Origin of the sequence: Maribacter sp., from assembly GCA_020629415.1 — a bacterium.
GTDB classification, from domain to species: domain Bacteria; phylum Bacteroidota; class Bacteroidia; order Flavobacteriales; family Flavobacteriaceae; genus Maribacter; species Maribacter huludaoensis.
Genome location: JAHDDL010000011.1, coordinates 37,411 through 55,056 on the forward strand (window position 1 = coordinate 37,411; position 17,646 = coordinate 55,056).

A 17,646-nucleotide genomic window follows, 5' to 3' on the forward strand; every position below is an offset into this window, starting at 1 on the left:
GGTATTATTGTATTTGTTATTTAGAAAATTTTAAATCGGAATCCGCCATAGAACATTCTACCCATTATTGGCGCATACACTATTGTTGTATCAAAATTGGGACCAAAAGGGTCATTTGCACCTAAAACCGGAGTATCTTGTTGTACGTTAGACAAATTTTCACCACCTATGTACACCTCAAATGTTTTAGAAAACACCTTTGTAATCTGTGCGTTCATATTATTATAAGGCGACGAATATTCCCCTAACCGATACTCTGGTTCATTTGTACCGGTATCGGGCAATCTCATATCTCCAAAAGAATGTAAGGTATAATCAAACTTCCACTGAGAACCATTTTCCTTAGCTTCTGTTTCATACCCCAAGTTAGCTAAAAATCGGTGTTGAGCCAGTAATGGTTTCTGTAGATTTCCGCTTTTATAATCTGTTGAAACATCGTAAAACTTATAAGATGTTCTTAAATTTAATCGCGATAGCAACTCATAATTAACCTCAACCTGAAAGCTCTTGGCACTACTATTTCCGTCTAAATTATAGAACGAAACTTCTTTAGGAGTCTCCCAGTCCACTACAATCTGGTTTTCAAAATCAGTAATGTAATAATCTAAGGATATATCACCTTTTCTATTCAAGAAATTAAACCCTTGTAAAAAACTGACTCCGTAATTCCATGCATCCTCCGGTTCTAGACCGTAAACACTACCACCCGAATCTGCGATATTGATGGTTCTGGCCGATGCAAACAACTGCTGATTCTCGGCAAAAATATTGGCAGCTCTTTTACCTCTACCAAACGAACCTCGTAAGCTTCCCTTTTCCCAAGGGGTATATCTAATATGGAATCTTGGTGTTACAAAAGTTCCCAATCTATTATGATTATCTACCCGTAAACCAGCGGTGAGACTCACTTTTTCCAGATTTTCATAGCTATATTCAAAAAAAGCACCAACGGAATTATCTACACGAGAATAATCTGTAGTTGTCACCATTTCATCATAACCATCATAAGCAAAGGTGATTCCGGTTTTAAATTTATTTCTGGTATCTCCAATAATGGAATTAAATATTAAGTTACTATAAAGGCTCTCGTGATTGATATCATAGGTTCTAAATCCGAAATAAGAGTCCTGCTTATGTAAGCTATAAGAAGTTTGAAACCCTAAACTTTGAAAGGGTAATTCTGGAAAAACATAGCCGAGTTTTAAAGAAGTATCAAAACGACGGGTGTTAATTTCGCTTCCCCACACTTCGGCTCCGCTCAGTGCAGGAACTTCGGCTCCGCTCAATGACCTATTACCTCCATCTACTCTATCCGTATCAGGATTAAAATCTACTTGCCCCACTTGTTTTTCATCATTTAAAAAACGAACATTAAAAAAGCTGACAAATCCTTTTTCCGCATCTTGATATTGCCAACGGTTCATAACATTAATCTGATCTGCTAAAGGTGCATCTAAAAACCCATCAGCATTACCATCTTCTTTTTGAGTACGCTTATTTCCATGTATATACAAACCTGTACTCCACTTTTCCGTTAACTTTCTATTGAAATGTGTATTCAACTCATAACGCCCGTTTTGGTTGGCATAACCATTTACAAAAACTGCATTATCGGTTAACGGCTTTACCAACTCGGTATTAATTTGACCTGAAATACTTTCGTAACCATTGACCACACTACCTGCACCTTTGGTAATCTGTATACTTTCTATCCAAGTACCAGGTGTAAATGTTAATCCGTATGCCTGTGATGCCCCACGTACCATAGGAATGTTTTCTTGGGTAATCAACAAATACGGACTCGTTAATCCTAACATTTGAATTTGCTTGGTTCCCGTTAATCCATCAGAAAGATTTACATCAATTGCCGGATTGGTTTCAAAACTTTCCGCCAGATTACAGCAAGCGGCTTTTAACAACTCATCACTGTTTACCGTAATCACGTTCTGCGGACTAAAATATGTTTTCTGTATAGCATCTCTTTGCTGCTGAACAACAACTTCATCTAATTCATTAGATGGCTTAAGACTAACACGTATTGTTTTTGGAGCATTTATAGTCAGTGTATCCGATTCAAAACCAACGTAACTAATGATCAATTTATTGAACTCTTTCAAATATGGAATGGAGAATTTACCATCGAAATCTGTTACCACCCCAGTTTGTGAATTTTGCCAATAGACATTAGCTCCCGAAAGGCTCAATGCATTAGATGCGTCAGAATCGAAAACAACACCTTCTACTTTTTCCTGAGAAAAACTAAAATAAGGCACCATGCTCAAAAGCAATACTACTATATATTTATTCATTTAATATTCAATTCAATTTGATTAATCAATTTTCACCGTTCGCAATCGCAATGCATTGGCAATTACCGAAACAGAACTAAAACTCATCGCTAAAGCCGCAATCATTGGAGAAAGCAATAATCCAAAAAACGGATATAGCACTCCCGCCGCAATTGGTATACCTACCGTATTATAAATTAAGGCGAAAAATAAATTCTGTTTTATATTCTTCATAACCGCATTACTAAGGTTATATGCCTTTACAATTCCATGTAAATCTCCTTTTACCAAAGTAATTGCAGCACTTTCAATGGCAACATCTGTTCCCGTACCCATGGCAATACCCACATCGCTTTTTGCCAAAGCAGGTGCATCATTAATACCGTCTCCTGCAACAGCTACCTTTCTTCCTTCAGATTGTAAACGCTCAACCTCAGCCAATTTATCCTGTGGTAATATACCTGCTTTAAAATCTGCCAGGCTTAATTGTTCCGCTACCGCTTTTGCCGTATCATGATTATCTCCGGTAAGCATTATCACCGCAATACCGGCTTTCTGCAACTCTTCAATAGCTTTTTTGCTCGTCTCCTTAATTTTATCTCCGATTGCAACAAAACCAACCGCCTTATCACCAATTGCCAAGTAAGAAACTGTTTTTCCAAGTTTTTGATGAGAAACTACATCTGCCTTTAAACTATCTAAAATGGATACTTGAGCCTCATTCATCATCTTCTCGTTACCCAAAACTATAAACTCACCATTTATCTTACCAGTGACGCCCATACCTGTAACCGAATTAAAATCTTCAACTTTTAAAACATTTACATTATTCGCCTTTCCATACTTTACAGTTGCATCTGCCAATGGGTGCTCACTTTGCTGATTTAATGAAACAATATATTGCAATACCTTTTCCTGATTAATCTCAGAAATACAACCCACCTTCTCTACGGATGGTTTTCCTTCCGTAATGGTACCAGTCTTATCTACAATTAGTGTGTCAATTTTATCCATTCGTTCTAAAGCTTCTGCATTCTTTATCAGCACGCCAGATTGTGCTCCTTTACCTACACCCACCATTACGGACATTGGAGTAGCCAAACCTAGGGCACATGGACATGCAATTATCAATACAGCAATAGCATTGACCAAAGCATATACATAAGCAGGTTCTGGACCAAAAATGACCCAAACAATAAAGGTGATTACAGAAATGAACACCACAGCAGGCACAAAATAACTAGAGATTTTATCTGCTAATTTTTGAATTGGCGCCTGGCTACGACTTGCCTTGTTCACCATGTCAATAATCTGGGATAGCAACGTATCTGAACCAACCTTCTCTGCTATCATCACAAAAGAACGCTTACCATTAATTGTCCCAGAACTTACATGATCACCCTCCACTTTCTGTACCGGAACAGGCTCGCCCGTTATCATAGATTCATCTACCGTACTTTCGCCTTCATGCACGCTTCCATCAACAGGTATTTTATCCCCAGGCTTTACCCTAAGCAAATCTCCTTTTACTATGTTATCTATTGCAATTGTCTCCTCTTTACCATCAACAATGCGAATTGCCTTATTTGGAGCTAGCTTAAGAAGTTCCTTTACCGCAGAATTAGTTTTACTATGCGCACGTGCCTCTAATAGCTGTCCGAACAAAACTAGAGTTAATATAACCGTAGCTGCCTCAAAATACACATGAACCGTACCTTGGTCTGTCTTAAACTGTGGAGGAAAAAAATCTGGGACCAAAATAGCAAATACACTAAACAACCAAGCCACACCTGCTCCAATCCCTATCAACGTAAACATATTCAAGTTCCATGTTTTTACAGAACGATAGGCTCTCTCAAAAAACATCCAAGTTGCATAAAACACAACAGGAATTGATAGTGCAAACTGCACCCAATTCCAGTTTCTTAAGCTCAAAATATTATGAAGCGGATTATTAGGAATCATCTCAGACATTGCTATAATGAATATGGGCAATGTAAAACCTACTGCTACTTTAAACTTTTTTAAAAGCTTATTATAACTTTTCTCTTCAGCAGAAACATCAGCTTGCTTTGGCACTAAATCCATACCACAAATAGGACAATCACCCGGTTCATCACGGACCACCTCAGGGTGCATTGGGCACGTATATTCCTGACCTCTACGACTACTAACACTCGCCTCTTCCACCAAATCCATACCACAAACCGGGCAATCGCCAGGCTCTGTATAGGTTTTATCTCCTTCGCAATGCATGGGGCAATAAAAAGTACCATTGCCATTTTCAACTTTCTTAGGATTCACTTCTTTGTGATGTTGCCCTCCTAATTCATGTATAGAATAATGACCGCCATCTTCTTTCATGGCATTTTGCAAAGTAGCCAAAGTCAATTCTGAATCCATTTCTAAAGTAGCTTCAGCTTTTTCTAAATCTACAGAAGCACTGGTTACACCAGCAATATTCGCCAATGTCTTTTCTACATGAGACCTACATCCATTACAGGTCATGCCAACTATAGTATATGTATGTTTCATACGATTTATTATAATTATTTTATAAATCTGAACACCTAATTAGATATCCTATTTGACCTTTTAATCCTTTGCTACAATCGGCTGTTTATCAAAAATATTAAGCTTGCTGTTTCTATAATTAATTACATACAGCATATCGTCTTTGATCATCATATCCGTTGGTTTTTCTATCTGGTCTTTTAACACCTGTAGTAACTCACCCATCATATCAAAAACCAAAACACGGTCGTTTTCAAAATCAGTTACAAACACTTCATCAGCCGAAACAAAAATCCCTGTTGCCGCATTCATCTTTTGATTTTGACCCATCATTTGAAGGAAACCGCCCTTTTTATCGAACACTTGTACTCGATTATTATAGGCATCTGCCACCCAAATCTTATCCGTGGTAATCTGTACATCTGTAGGATAATAAAACTCCCCTTCCGCTTTTCCTTCTTTACCAAAGGAAATCCAGCTTTTGCCATCAAAATAGAGAATTCGATTATTGTAGAAATCTGCAATTGCCCGTTCATTTTCATAAACAGAAACTCCCGCAGGTGCATCCAATGAATCTGAAACCTGCATTATAAACCTTCCTTTTTTATCAACCGTTTCAATAACATCTTTCCCATACTGAGGAATAAAAATTGTCTCCTTTATAGCATCAATATGCATTGGTCTGTCTAATGAGTCTACAGTTTCCGTGATTTTGCCTTCTTTATCAATTTTCACCAAACGGTTGTGGTCGCCATCTGAAAGCCAAATAGCACCATTTACCTGAGTTAACCCAATAGGATTCACGCCATCTAACTGAAGAGTTTTAGATAATACCCACTCTTTAGGAACAGTTGCTTTTTCTTTACAAGCAGATGCGAAGACTAAAACGATGAGTATACATATACTTTTTCTCATTATTTGTAGCTTAAACGTTCGTACTTACAACATGCTGGTAGATTTCCATAATCGTCGGTATGTGCTTGATGGTTTTTGGTATCATGACCTGCAACCGCTACTTCCTTTTCAATTTTTTCAAGAGAAGTTACTCCTGCATCAAAAGTTACTTTCATTATTTTGGTATCCTTGTCCCAAGAAACTTCGGACACACCCTCTACCGATCCCGCTGCTTTAGTAATTCTGGCTTCACACATGCCACAATTACCTGCTACCATAATATTTTTGCTTACGGATCCTTCTGACTTCTTAGTCATTTCAGCTGCTGAAGTTTCTTCAATCGTCCCATTTGCACGCTCAACTTTTGCTGTAATAGGTGTGTAACCCGCTTTTTCAACTTGCTTCTCTACATCAGCTAGTGTTAATGCTTTTTCCGCTGGATAAGAAAAACTAAAGTCTCCTGTTTCAATATCTATTTTCACATTCTTAATACCTTTAAACTCTTTGAATTTCTTCTCAAGTCCATATGCACAAAACGGACAGCCTAGACCATCTACCTGCACCATAAACTTATCCTTACCATCTTGTGCAACCGCACTAAAGACAACCATTAGCGTTAACAACGCCGATATAATTATTGATTTTTTCATTATTTTATGTTTTAAAAATTTATATTAAAATGAATATCTAGTACCTAAAAACAGGCTATAGTTTAATTTACGACCTGCTTCAATATCGTTTACCAAAGGCACCTGTACAGCCAAGTCGAACGTAACATTCTTTCTTGCATACTGTAACCCTTGTGCGTACAACAATTGATACCAATCACGCTCTACGAGCCAAGAGTTGGTATATTCAAAATACAGATTGATTTGTTTATTAGGATACTGTGGTTTTAACAATGGAAGACCAAAACCAATTTTATGGGTCAACGCATCCAAGCTACCATCGGGTACCCAATTATAGCCCAATTCGTTAGAAATACCATATTTCAGCGATTCGTAACCCGCAACAATGCCATAATACCCTGCATATTTGCCAGTACTTAAATCCATCACATCTAATTCCCTACCAGTAGGCAGTGTTTGTAAAGTTTTGGCTACCATTCTAAAGGTCTTGCCTGTACCATCTTTTCTAAAGAATTGATATTTACCCATTATTTTAATATCCGCTAAACTGCTACCTCTTGGTCCGTTTTCGATATCATAATTTATATAAGGTAAATGTATTGCCACCAAAGAATTAGAAGTTGGCAAATAATGTAGCATTAATGGAACATAGGTGAAATCACCTCTTTCCGTATGCCGTATCTCTGTTAAGGTTTTTGCAGTAAAGCTACCGCCACCCAACATAATGGGTTTATCGGCAGTAATAGGAGGACCTTGTGCCTCACAATATTGTATCCCTAATAGGATAATGGCTAAAAGCCAAGTAAAATTTTTCATTGAATGTTAGATTTGATTAAAAAGTGTGTGAACGCAAAAAAGCGACGTATAACACGTTTAAATCAAATCAAAAAAACTTGGTGCAGTATGTTCAAATCCTCTGCCAATATAGGCGGCGGATAAGAATCAAAAACAACTTCCTTATCCGTAGACTCTTGAAATAAGTTTAAATAAGAAGTTGTGAAGGAAATTAAGAATACTTGTTGAGAAAAATCGAATTTTGAAAAATCCTGAGCGAAATCATCTTGCCCCTGCACGGTAAAGACTTCATCATTACAACAATGCTTCTTAATAGATGGCACATCTTCCAATAAAGAGATACCCAGCTTCATTCCGCAATCTTCTGCTTGATCAAACAGTGCAACATCCATAACACGCCCCATACACAAATGCTTTTCTACTGTCCACGATATTGTGGACAATAACAATAGCACTGCCATGAAAACGGAAAATAGTTTATGTAGCAATTGTTTCACACTTCAAAATTACAAAATATTAATAGCAAAGTAGTTATACTAGATTTCTTTAACGAAATTTTTGCTAAAGAATTATCCTACAAAATAAACAATGTGCCAAATATACGATTCTAAGAAATTTTAAGTTAAAAGAGTTAACACATTAACAAACAGTAATCAATAAACACTAATCATCAAAATTAAAAATTATGAAAAAACAAGTTAAACAGATTTTCCTAATATGCACTATTGCCCTGTTCATAGGCAGTTGTAGCTCTGACGACGGGTCAATTTTTGATACCCCATTACCAGATGACACTACAGGAGATGATAGCGGTGATAACACCAATGAGCCAGAAGTGGCAACAATTGTTTTCAACGAAGCTGTTCCTTCCTCAAATATAACTACGGCATCTGCTAGTGGTGAAGCAGGTACCAACGTTACAGGTAGAGTTATTTTTACATCAGACGCTACAACACAACGTAGAATGTACATTACCCAAAACTATTTGGGACAAGGAGAAATGCCTTTTAGTTCTTTTGATTTGGTAAGTGATGATTTGGACAAAGCATTAAAGGCCGATGGCTCTATTGATTTGGATGGTGCTACAAAGAAAGAAATCGATTTTTCTTTTCCGTTACCGGTTCCGGATATTGAAAATGGAGAAATTGTTTACTCTTTTTGGACAACTACAGGAAAAGGTGACTTTAGAGATAGCTCAAAAAGATTGGCTTTAGGTGTTGGTCAAATTACGGTAACAGTTGGTAATGGTACCAACCCTACCGCTGCCGTAAGGGAATTTACAGATGTTAAACTTTTTGCCCCGGCACAAGATGGATCAACGGAATCTTTCTTTTCTTTATTGAACGAAACCGTTTATAGAATTGATGTAGGTCCTGAATTTAGAGCTTTCTGGGATTTTGGATATTACTATGGTGCTTCTGGCCCTTCTGCCGGCGACAATGCTTCTTTTGCCTCAACAGAGCAATATGACGCTTCTTTTGGTTTTGACGTTGAAGGACTTAAGCCTGGTGCAGACGAAGAAAATGCCGCTACGGAAACGTTGAACCAAATGTTCTTTGCTACTTCTGCAACAATTGACGTTGCTGCATTTGATGCAATAGCCCTAAATAGTGAACTAAATTTTATAGCTAGTTCTAGCGCTCAAAAAATTACAAACCTAAGTGTAGGTGACGTAATAGAGTTCGTAGACAACTATGGCAAAAAAGGCCTTATTAAAATTACCGCTATAGAAGCTGGTTTCAACAATAACGATTTTATTGAATTCGATGTTAAGATTCAACCATAATCTAAATTCATATTTCGTATATAAAAAAGAGGATGTTGAAAAACATCCTCTTTTTTTTGTTTTAGCGTATACGGTTACATTGCAACAATATGTATTTTTGTGAAAAAAATTATGTTCGATACGCTAAGACCTCAAGTAAGTTCCATTGTTGATTCTAACAAAACACCGGATGCCAAAATGCAGGATATATGTGAGCTTTTAAAAGCCAACGTACCACATTATGACTGGGTAGGATTTTATTTTAAGAACGGTGACAAGCGAGAACTTAAATTAGGTCCTTATGCAGGTACACCTACAGATCACACCATAATTCCTTTTGGAAAAGGAATTTGCGGTCAAGTAGCCGAAAGCAATGAAAATTTTGTGGTACCTGACGTTCAAGCACAAGACAACTATATAGCTTGTAGTATAACCGTTAAATCAGAAATAGTAATTCCCTTATTTGTAAATGGTGAAAATATTGGTCAAATAGATATAGATTCTAACACTCCAGATCCTTTTACCAAGGCAGATGAGACCTTTTTGGAATTTGTAAATTTTGAAGTAGCCAAAATTCTTTAAAACTTTAGGCTTTTTGTTGATAAACTAGCTCATTTTATAACTGCAAAAAAATTACTTTTGCTTGCTTATTAAAAACATTTAAGCATCATAAAATGAGCAGTGTAAAAAAAGCATCTTCAGCCTTAATTTCAGTTTTTCATAAAGACGGATTAGAGCCCATAGTAAGAAAATTTCAAGAATTAGGAATCACAATTTACTCTACCGGAGGAACCGAAAAATTCATAACTGATTTAGGAATTGAGGTTGTTCCCGTAGAAGATGTAACAAGCTACCCTTCTATTTTAGGAGGAAGAGTAAAAACTTTACACCCAAAAGTATTTGGCGGTATTTTAAACAGACAGGACAACGAAAGCGATGTTGCCCAATTGGCCGAATTTGAAATTCCACAAATAGATATTGTTATTGTTGACCTATATCCGTTCGAAAAAACCGTTGCAAGCGGTGCTTCTGAACAAGATATCATTGAAAAAATAGATATAGGTGGTATTTCGCTTATACGTGCCGCAGCCAAGAACTTTAAAGATGTTACTTGCGTTTCCTCAATGGAAGATTATGCTGATTTTCTTGAAGTGATTTCTGCTGACAACGGAAATATTAGCCTTGAAGACAGAAAGCGTTTTGCTGCAAAATCCTTTAACGTTTCTTCTCATTATGATACTGCCATATTCAACTACTTTAACCAAAACCATGATATCGCTGCATTAAAAGTTAGCGAAACTAACGGTAAGGTTTTACGTTACGGAGAAAACCCTCACCAAAAAGGATTTTTCTTCGGTGATTTTGATGCAATGTTCTCTAAGCTTCACGGTAAAGAACTATCATACAATAATCTATTAGATGTTGATGCCGCCGTTAATTTGATGCTGGAATTTAAAAATGATGCTCCTACTTTTGCTATTCTAAAACATAATAATGCTTGCGGACTAGCACAAAGAGAAACTTTACACCAAGCCTATGTAGACGCTTTGGCCGGTGATCCTGTTTCAGCTTTTGGCGGAGTTCTAATTAGCAATAAAGAAATTGACAAGGCTACCGCAGAAGAAATTCATAAATTGTTCTGTGAGGTAGTTATAGCTCCTAGCTATAATGCCGAAGCATTGGAAATTTTAAAAGGAAAGAAAAACAGAATCATCTTGATCCAAAATGAAGTTGACATGCCAGAAATGCAAGTAAGAACTTGTTTAAACGGCATGCTTCTTCAAGAAAAAGATCATAAAACAGATGCTATTGCAGACCTTACGAATGCAACTACCACTAAACCTACAGATCAAGAATTAGAGGATTTAATTTTTGCATCAAAACTTTGTAAGCATACAAAATCCAATACCATTGTTTTAGCCAAAAACAAACAACTTTGCGCAAGTGGTACCGGTCAAACCAGTAGAGTGGATGCCTTGAACCAAGCCATACACAAAGCAGAGTCTTTTAATTTTGACCTTAATGGTGCGGTTATGGCAAGTGATGCTTTCTTCCCGTTCCCTGACTGTGTTGAAATTGCCGATAAAGCAGGAATCACCAGTGTAATACAACCAGGCGGATCCATAAAAGACCAATTAAGCATAGATTATTGCAACGAACACAAAATTTCAATGGTGATGACGGGCACACGTCATTTCAAGCATTAATTTCATTACTTTTGTCGATGAAATACACCCTTTTATCTAAAATTTAAATATCACATATGGGATTTTTTGATTTCTTGACCGAGGAAATAGCTATAGATTTAGGTACAGCTAACACTCTTATCATTCATAATGACAAGGTAGTTGTCGATAGCCCTTCCATCGTTGCCAGAGATAGAATTAGTGGAAAAATCATTGCAGTTGGTAAAGAAGCCAATATGATGCAAGGTAAAACCCATGAGAACATAAAAACGATTAGACCATTGAAAGATGGTGTAATTGCAGATTTTGATGCATCTGAAAAGATGTTGATGATGTTCATCAAGAATATTCCTGCATTAAAGAAAAAATGGTTTCCACCTGCATTACGTTTGGTCATCTGTATACCTTCTGGCATTACGGAAGTTGAAATGCGTGCGGTAAAAGAGTCCGCAGAACGTGTAAACGGTAAAGAAGTATACCTTATTCATGAGCCTATGGCCGCAGCTATTGGTATTGGCTTGGATATTATGCAACCAAAAGGAAACATGATCGTTGATATAGGAGGTGGTACTACTGAAATTGCGGTTATTGCCTTGGGTGGTATTGTTTGTGATAAATCGGTAAAAATTGCGGGTGATGTATTTACTAATGACATCATTTATTATATGCGTACACAACATAATTTATATGTTGGCGAAAGTACAGCAGAGGCAATTAAAATTGAAATTGGTTCCGCAACAGAAGATTTACAATCTCCACCAGATGAAAAATCTGTACAAGGGCGTGATCTGTTAACAGGAAAACCAAAACAAGTTCAAATATCTTACAGAGAAATAGCAAAGGCTTTAGATAAATCTATTCTGCGAGTTGAAGACGCGGTTATGGAAACGTTATCTCAAACTCCCCCAGAATTAGCTGCAGATATTTACAATACAGGTATCTACCTTGCAGGTGGTGGTTCTATGTTACGTGGCCTGGACAGAAGGTTATCTCAAAAAACCGATTTACCGGTTTACATAGCAGAAGATCCATTGCGTGCCGTAGTACGTGGTACAGGTATTGCACTTAAGAATTTAGAACGATACAAGAGCATTTTAATTAAGTAAGAAGCTTGTTGAAAAAAACAACTTCTTACTTAATACTGATAACCTTGAAAAAAAAAATCAAGTGCCATTAATTAATGATTATCGGTAGAATTAATAGACCAAGGTCCCAATCAATTTACGTGCAGGCCGTTTAGTCAAAAATTCTATTATCGAGTAAAAATATAGGGGTGAATGCAACAGATCATAAATTTTCTAATTAGGTATAAGATATTCTTACTTTACCTTTTTCTGTTATTGATTTCTTGCATATTTACGTTTCAATCGCACTCGTACCACCAATCTAAATTCCTCAATTCCTCTAACTATATTACGGGGAGCATCTACACTTTTTCAGATAATATTACTTCCTATTTTGGATTAAGAGAAGAAAACGAAAAGCTTGTTGAAGAAAACAAAAGGCTTAGAGACAAGTTATTTAACAATCTGGTTCTTTCCCCTTCACTTATAGATTCTACCTCTGTAAATTACGAAATTATCAGGGGACGTGTTATCAACAATAGCTATGCAGACCAACGTAACTATATTACTATCAACAAAGGAGAAAGTGACAGCATTGTGCAAGACATGGGCGTTATTACCGACAAGGGTATTCTTGGTATCGTAGAAAATACCTCAGACAACTTTTCTACCGTACAAAGTATCTTAAGCGATAAATCTAACATCAATGCAAAAATTAAAAACTCCAATCATTTTGGTTCCTTAGTTTGGGAGAATACCACAGATTACAATGTTGTACAATTAATTGACATACCAAGGTTGGTTCCCCTTACTATTGGTGACACTATTGTTACCGGTGCAATGAGTAGTATATTTCCAGAAAATATTCCTATTGGTACCATTAAGAAGTTTGATCTGGACAACTCTAAAAGTTTCTATTTTATTGACGTAGAACTCTTTAACGATATGACCAACATTGGCACTATTTATATTATTAAAAATTTAAACCGAAAAGAAGTTTTAGAATTAGAAGCAGAAACAGAAGCCAATGATTAACAATACTTCATTTTTACTGGTGCTCAGATTTATTTTATTGGTATTACTACAGGTGTTGGTATTCAATAAACTAAATTTCTTTGGTTACATAAATCCGCTTGTATATATTCTTTACCTGTATTGGTATCCTATCAAACAAAATAGAACTACCTTTATAATTCTATGCTTTTTCTTAGGTCTTTGCGTAGATATTTTTTCTGATACCTTAGCAATCAATGCGGCCGCTACCGTTACCATAGCTTATTTACGACCAACCATTATGCGCTTTGTTTTTGGTGTCAATTATGAATTTCAAAGTTTTAAGTTAAACAACAGTACCAAGGCACAACAATTCACATTTTTAGCGTTATTGATTATAATACATCATTTGGTATACTTTACGTTAGAAATTTTCAGTTTTTCCAATAGCCTGTTAATTTTACAAAAAACGATTATCGTTGGTATTGCCACCTTGATTTTAGGAATGTTGTTCAGTACGTTATTCAGTAGCAAAAAAGAATGAGAAAAATTCTTTTATCATTAATTATAGTCGTTATCGCAATTACCTTTTTGGGAAGGCTATCCTATTTGCAAATTTTTAGTTTTTCTGCAGAGCAAGTTTTAGAAGATCCAGCGATCAAAGCAATTTATGACTATCCTGAGAGAGGTTATATCTATGATAGAAACGGTCATCTTTTAGTAGGTAACGATCCTGCATATGACGTCATGGTAATTCCACGGGAAGTAAAACCACTAGATACCTTGGAATTTTGTGGACTTCTAGGAATAGACAAAGAAAAATTTATTGAGAAATTAAGAAAAGCTAGAGTATATTCCCCTCGCCTTCCGTCGGTATTGGTACCCCAACTTTCTAAACAAGATTATGCCAAACTACAGGAGAAAATGCGCAAGTATAAAGGTTTCTACATTCAAAAAAGATCTTTGCGTTATTATGACACACCTAGTGCGGCAAATGTTCTAGGGTACATTAGTGAAGTTAACGAAGGTGATTTGGCGGTCAATAAGTATTACGTTCAAGGTGAACTGAAAGGCAGAACCGGCGTAGAAAGATATTATGAAGATTTATTACGAGGAAGAAAGGGTGTTCAGTATATACAAAAAGATAGATTCAACAGAGACATTGGCCCCTATAAAAACGGTGCGTTAGACACATTACCTGAACAGGGAAAACAGATTAGTATCACCATTGACAAAACGCTACAAGAGTATGGTGAATTATTAATGAACGGCAAGCGGGGCGGTATTGTAGCCATAGAGCCTGCTACAGGAGAAATCCTTTCTATGATATCAGGACCAACCTATGACCCTGCATTATTGGTAGGCAGGGAACGTTCTAAAAACTACACCAAACTTTATAATGACACTATAGCAAACCCAACTTGGGATCGCAGTATTCATGCGCAACAACCACCTGGATCGCCGTTTAAGACCTTGAATGCCCTGATTGCTTTGCAAGAAGGTGTGCTTGATGAAAATACGACCATACAGTGTTATCATGGCTTCTATGTAGGCAAGAAAAAGAGAGGCTGTCACTGTGGAGGCGGTTTACGAAATCTAAACAAAGGTATATCACAATCTTGCAACGCATACTTTGCAGGCGCCTTCAGAAAAATTTACGAGAAATTTGAAACCACTGACGAAGGTATGGATGTTTGGGAAAAACATATGCGTAGTTTTGGACTTGGAGATTATTTAGGATACGATTTACCTTTTGGACAAAAAGGCCGTATTCCAAGCAAAGAATATTATGACAAATGGTACGGTGACAACAGATGGAGTTCTTCTTATATCATATCAAATTCTATTGGGCAAGGTGAAATATTGGCCACTCCGGTACAGCTAGCGAACATGACAGCTGCCATAGCCAACAGGGGACACTATTTTACACCGCACATTTTAAAGAAAATTGAAGGTAAGGATATTACAGAACCAAAATTTACAGAAGCAAAACACACCACAATAGACCCAAAACATTTTGAGCCTGTAGTTCAAGGTATGGCAGATGTCTATGTAAGCGGTACTGCAAGATGGTTGCAAATACCAGGAATAGAAGTTGCAGGAAAAACCGGTACGGCCGAGAATTTTACCAAAATAGATGGTGTGCGTACACAATTGACGGACCATTCCGTTTTTGTGGCATTTGCACCAGTAGACGACCCTAAAATTGCCATAGCGGTGTATATTGAAAATGGATACTTTGGATCTAGGTACGCCGGACACATAGCTACACTTATGATCGAAAAATATCTGAAAGGTGAAATTACCTTGAAGACTCTTGAAAAAAGAATGCTTGAAAAAACTTTAGAAGCAGAATATGCGAAACCCTACAGTGGGGAAGAGTTTAAAATTAACGAGCGTGTCTGGTAGAAGCATCTTAAAAAGAATTGATTGGCTAAGTGTATTTATCTATTTTGCACTTGTTTTTATCGGCTGGATAAATATCTACTCTAGCACATTCATTGACGAACAAAGTTCAATTTTCGATATTGGCACACGTTATGGAAAACAGCTGTTTTTTATAGGAGTAAGTTTAGTTTCCATTGTTATCATCCTTGCTCTTGAGGTCAATTTTTATGAACGTTTTTCTAGCATCTTTTACCTACTTTCAATGGTTTCGCTGTTAGGCTTATTTGTTTTTGGTAAAACTATTGCCGGAGCAACTTCATGGTACGATCTGGGATTTTTTAACCTACAGCCTTCTGAGCTCGCAAAAGTAGCAACTGCCCTTGCACTCGCCAAATACCTTAGCGATATACAGACAGATATTAAGCGTAGAAAAGATCAATTCTATGCACTGTTAATAATACTTGTACCGGCCATTTTAATTATACCTCAACCAGACCCTGGTAGCGCCCTAGTATTTTTCGCCATGATCTTTGTAATTTTTAGGGAAGGACTTCCCTTATATTACCTGGTCATTTTACTAAGTCTAATTCTCATTTTTGTAATCACCCTAATGTTCGGTACGGTTTGGCTTATCATCGGTTTAGCACTAATGATTATACTATTGTTTACCCTAAAACGTAAATCATTGAAAATTCCGGTAATTCCCCTTAGCTTGATCAGCGCCGCAATTATTCTATTTTCACTTTCGGTAAATTTTGTTTTCAACAATGTGTTTGAACAACGCCACAGAGATCGTTTTGGTTTATGGCTACGATTGGAAAAGGATCCAAAAAAATTAGAACAAATCAGGAAATCAATCGGTTACAATACCTACCAATCTGAAAAAGCGATAGAATCGGGCGGATTTTTTGGCAAAGGTTTTCTTGAAGGCACACGTACCAAAGGAGATTTCGTACCTGAGCAAGATACCGACTACATTTTTAGTACCGTTGGAGAAGAATGGGGATTTATAGGTACCGCAACCGTTATTATTCTATTCACCGTTCTGTTTCTAAGACTAATATCCTTAGCCGAACGACAGAAGAATGCATTTGCAAGAATGTATGGCTACGGGGTCATCTCTATTCTACTTATTCACTACTTCATCAATATAGGTATGGTAATAGGAATACTACCTACCATTGGTATTCCACTACCTTTCTTTAGCTATGGTGGATCCGGACTCCTATTCTTTACTATTCTACTTTTTATTTTCTTGAGACTGGACACCAATAGGCTGAAAGAGAGTTTCTAAAACTTCCACCCGGTCGTATTTTTACTGCTTTCAAAACCATTTTGTTGCTTTTCAGGCAGTTCCGCAAAAAAGTCTATTCCGGTTTCTTGTTCTATTTCATCGACCGATACTACGAAATTGCGCAATGATGTAAATTGGGGCTTATTCGGTATCAAAAAAGACAACGTATATACCTTGTCTCCCTTTTTACGTGCAATAATCTTGTAAAAAGCATCTGGCACATCAACATCTTCCTGTCCTATTTCTTCTAAGCCACTTTCTAACACTCCGCCCGTAAATACATACAAAGTTCCATATTGCTTTGCCCAGCGTCTTGTCTGCTGTTCCAAATCGTTCCAGATACCTGAATTGAACTCCCTATCTTGCGGACTTATGTTACTTGTATAAAATGTCTCGTTGTATGCCTGTAGAGAAAATCTGCGATCACCGGCAGGCACCAAATGCCCTCGATCATAACCAGATCCCTTGTAATTTCGCCAATCGGCAGATTTAGTAGAAACGAACGGATCTTCTATAAAATACGGCCGTTTTCTATCATCATAGGTCAAATGATTTTTACTCAAAATATATGCTACCCACTCAGCTTGCTCATATGGTTCATTATAAGACAATGAAAAATGTTCATGATTTACTATTTCACCTGTCGTAGAAGACGGCAATAATTCTTTTGGAAAGTCATTAATAGTAGCGCCATCGTTACTTTTAGAATAAGTAGCCGGGGTATAAAAATTTTCGAACAGCCAAAAACCAATAATACAGATTAAAATTAAAATACTGTAAAGAGATCCATTTTTTTTGCGGTATGCCATAAGCCAAAATTACCTAATTTTGTAAGA

15 protein-coding genes are annotated in these 17,646 nt (G+C 36.8%); 8 read left to right on the plus strand and 7 right to left on the minus strand.

The window, feature by feature from the left end; all coding sequences use genetic code 11:
• Positions 1-20: 20 nt before the first annotated feature.
• The 6 genes from QZ657_RS06485 to QZ657_RS06510 all read right to left on the minus strand — a co-directional run bounded on the left by QZ657_RS06485 (position 21) and on the right by QZ657_RS06510 (position 7,617).
• Complete coding sequence (locus tag QZ657_RS06485) at positions 21-2,309, minus strand: TonB-dependent receptor (RefSeq protein WP_291965725.1); 2,289 nt, start codon at positions 2,307-2,309, stop codon at positions 21-23.
• A gap of 21 nt (positions 2,310-2,330) precedes the next feature.
• Positions 2,331-4,823, minus strand: a complete 2,493-nt coding sequence (locus tag QZ657_RS06490) for a heavy metal translocating P-type ATPase (RefSeq protein ID WP_291965727.1) — start codon at positions 4,821-4,823, stop codon at positions 2,331-2,333.
• A 60-nt stretch (positions 4,824-4,883) separates the two neighbouring features.
• Entirely contained in the window at positions 4,884-5,717 is an 834-nt protein-coding gene (locus QZ657_RS06495; RefSeq protein ID WP_291965729.1) for an NHL repeat-containing protein, read from the minus strand.
• Entirely contained in the window at positions 5,717-6,346 is a 630-nt protein-coding gene (locus QZ657_RS06500) for a heavy-metal-associated domain-containing protein (RefSeq protein WP_291965731.1), read from the minus strand. The genes QZ657_RS06495 and QZ657_RS06500 overlap by 1 nt, the downstream gene beginning before the upstream one ends.
• A 24-nt stretch (positions 6,347-6,370) precedes the next feature.
• The gene (locus QZ657_RS06505; protein WP_291965733.1) at positions 6,371-7,141 is read right to left on the minus strand and encodes a hypothetical protein; all 771 of its coding nucleotides are present in this window, start codon (positions 7,139-7,141) and stop codon (positions 6,371-6,373) included.
• A gap of 62 nt (positions 7,142-7,203) precedes the next feature.
• Positions 7,204-7,617 (minus strand): HYC_CC_PP family protein, encoded by a 414-nt coding sequence (locus QZ657_RS06510; protein ID WP_412759677.1) that lies wholly within the window; start codon positions 7,615-7,617, stop codon positions 7,204-7,206.
• A gap of 188 nt (positions 7,618-7,805) precedes the next feature.
• On the opposite strand from QZ657_RS06510, the gene QZ657_RS06515 reads away from it, so the two are divergent.
• The 8 genes from QZ657_RS06515 (at position 7,806) to rodA (ending at position 16,810) form a co-directional block, all read left to right on the plus strand.
• Positions 7,806-8,906 carry a hypothetical protein gene (locus QZ657_RS06515; RefSeq protein ID WP_291965736.1) on the plus strand — a complete coding sequence of 367 codons (1,101 nt, stop codon included), beginning with the start codon at positions 7,806-7,808 and terminating at the stop codon, positions 8,904-8,906.
• A 111-nt stretch (positions 8,907-9,017) separates the two neighbouring features.
• A complete protein-coding gene (locus QZ657_RS06520) occupies positions 9,018-9,467 on the plus strand; it encodes a GAF domain-containing protein (RefSeq protein ID WP_291965738.1) in 450 nt (149 codons plus the stop codon).
• 92 nt (positions 9,468-9,559) lie between these two features.
• Complete coding sequence (gene purH / locus QZ657_RS06525) at positions 9,560-11,092, plus strand: bifunctional phosphoribosylaminoimidazolecarboxamide formyltransferase/IMP cyclohydrolase (protein ID WP_291965739.1); 1,533 nt, start codon at positions 9,560-9,562, stop codon at positions 11,090-11,092.
• Positions 11,093-11,148: 56 nt separating this feature from the next.
• On the plus strand, positions 11,149-12,177 hold the full coding sequence (locus QZ657_RS06530) for a rod shape-determining protein (protein ID WP_027066022.1): 1,029 nt from the start codon (positions 11,149-11,151) through the stop codon (positions 12,175-12,177).
• 171 nt (positions 12,178-12,348) lie between these two features.
• A complete protein-coding gene (gene mreC / locus QZ657_RS06535) occupies positions 12,349-13,170 on the plus strand; it encodes a rod shape-determining protein MreC (protein WP_291965741.1) in 822 nt (273 codons plus the stop codon).
• Entirely contained in the window at positions 13,163-13,672 is a 510-nt protein-coding gene (mreD, locus tag QZ657_RS06540) for a rod shape-determining protein MreD (RefSeq protein WP_291961246.1), read from the plus strand. The genes mreC and mreD overlap by 8 nt, the downstream gene beginning before the upstream one ends.
• Positions 13,669-15,537, plus strand: coding sequence for a penicillin-binding protein 2 (gene mrdA, locus QZ657_RS06545; protein WP_291961244.1), 1,869 nt, complete (start codon positions 13,669-13,671; stop codon positions 15,535-15,537). The genes mreD and mrdA overlap by 4 nt, the downstream gene beginning before the upstream one ends.
• Complete coding sequence (gene rodA, locus QZ657_RS06550) at positions 15,485-16,810, plus strand: rod shape-determining protein RodA (protein ID WP_412759678.1); 1,326 nt, start codon at positions 15,485-15,487, stop codon at positions 16,808-16,810. The genes mrdA and rodA overlap by 53 nt, the downstream gene beginning before the upstream one ends.
• On the opposite strand, the gene QZ657_RS06555 is transcribed toward rodA, so the two are convergent.
• A complete protein-coding gene (locus tag QZ657_RS06555; RefSeq protein ID WP_291965743.1) occupies positions 16,807-17,619 on the minus strand; it encodes a DNA/RNA non-specific endonuclease in 813 nt (270 codons plus the stop codon). The genes rodA and QZ657_RS06555 overlap by 4 nt on opposite strands.
• Positions 17,620-17,646 lie beyond the last annotated feature (27 nt).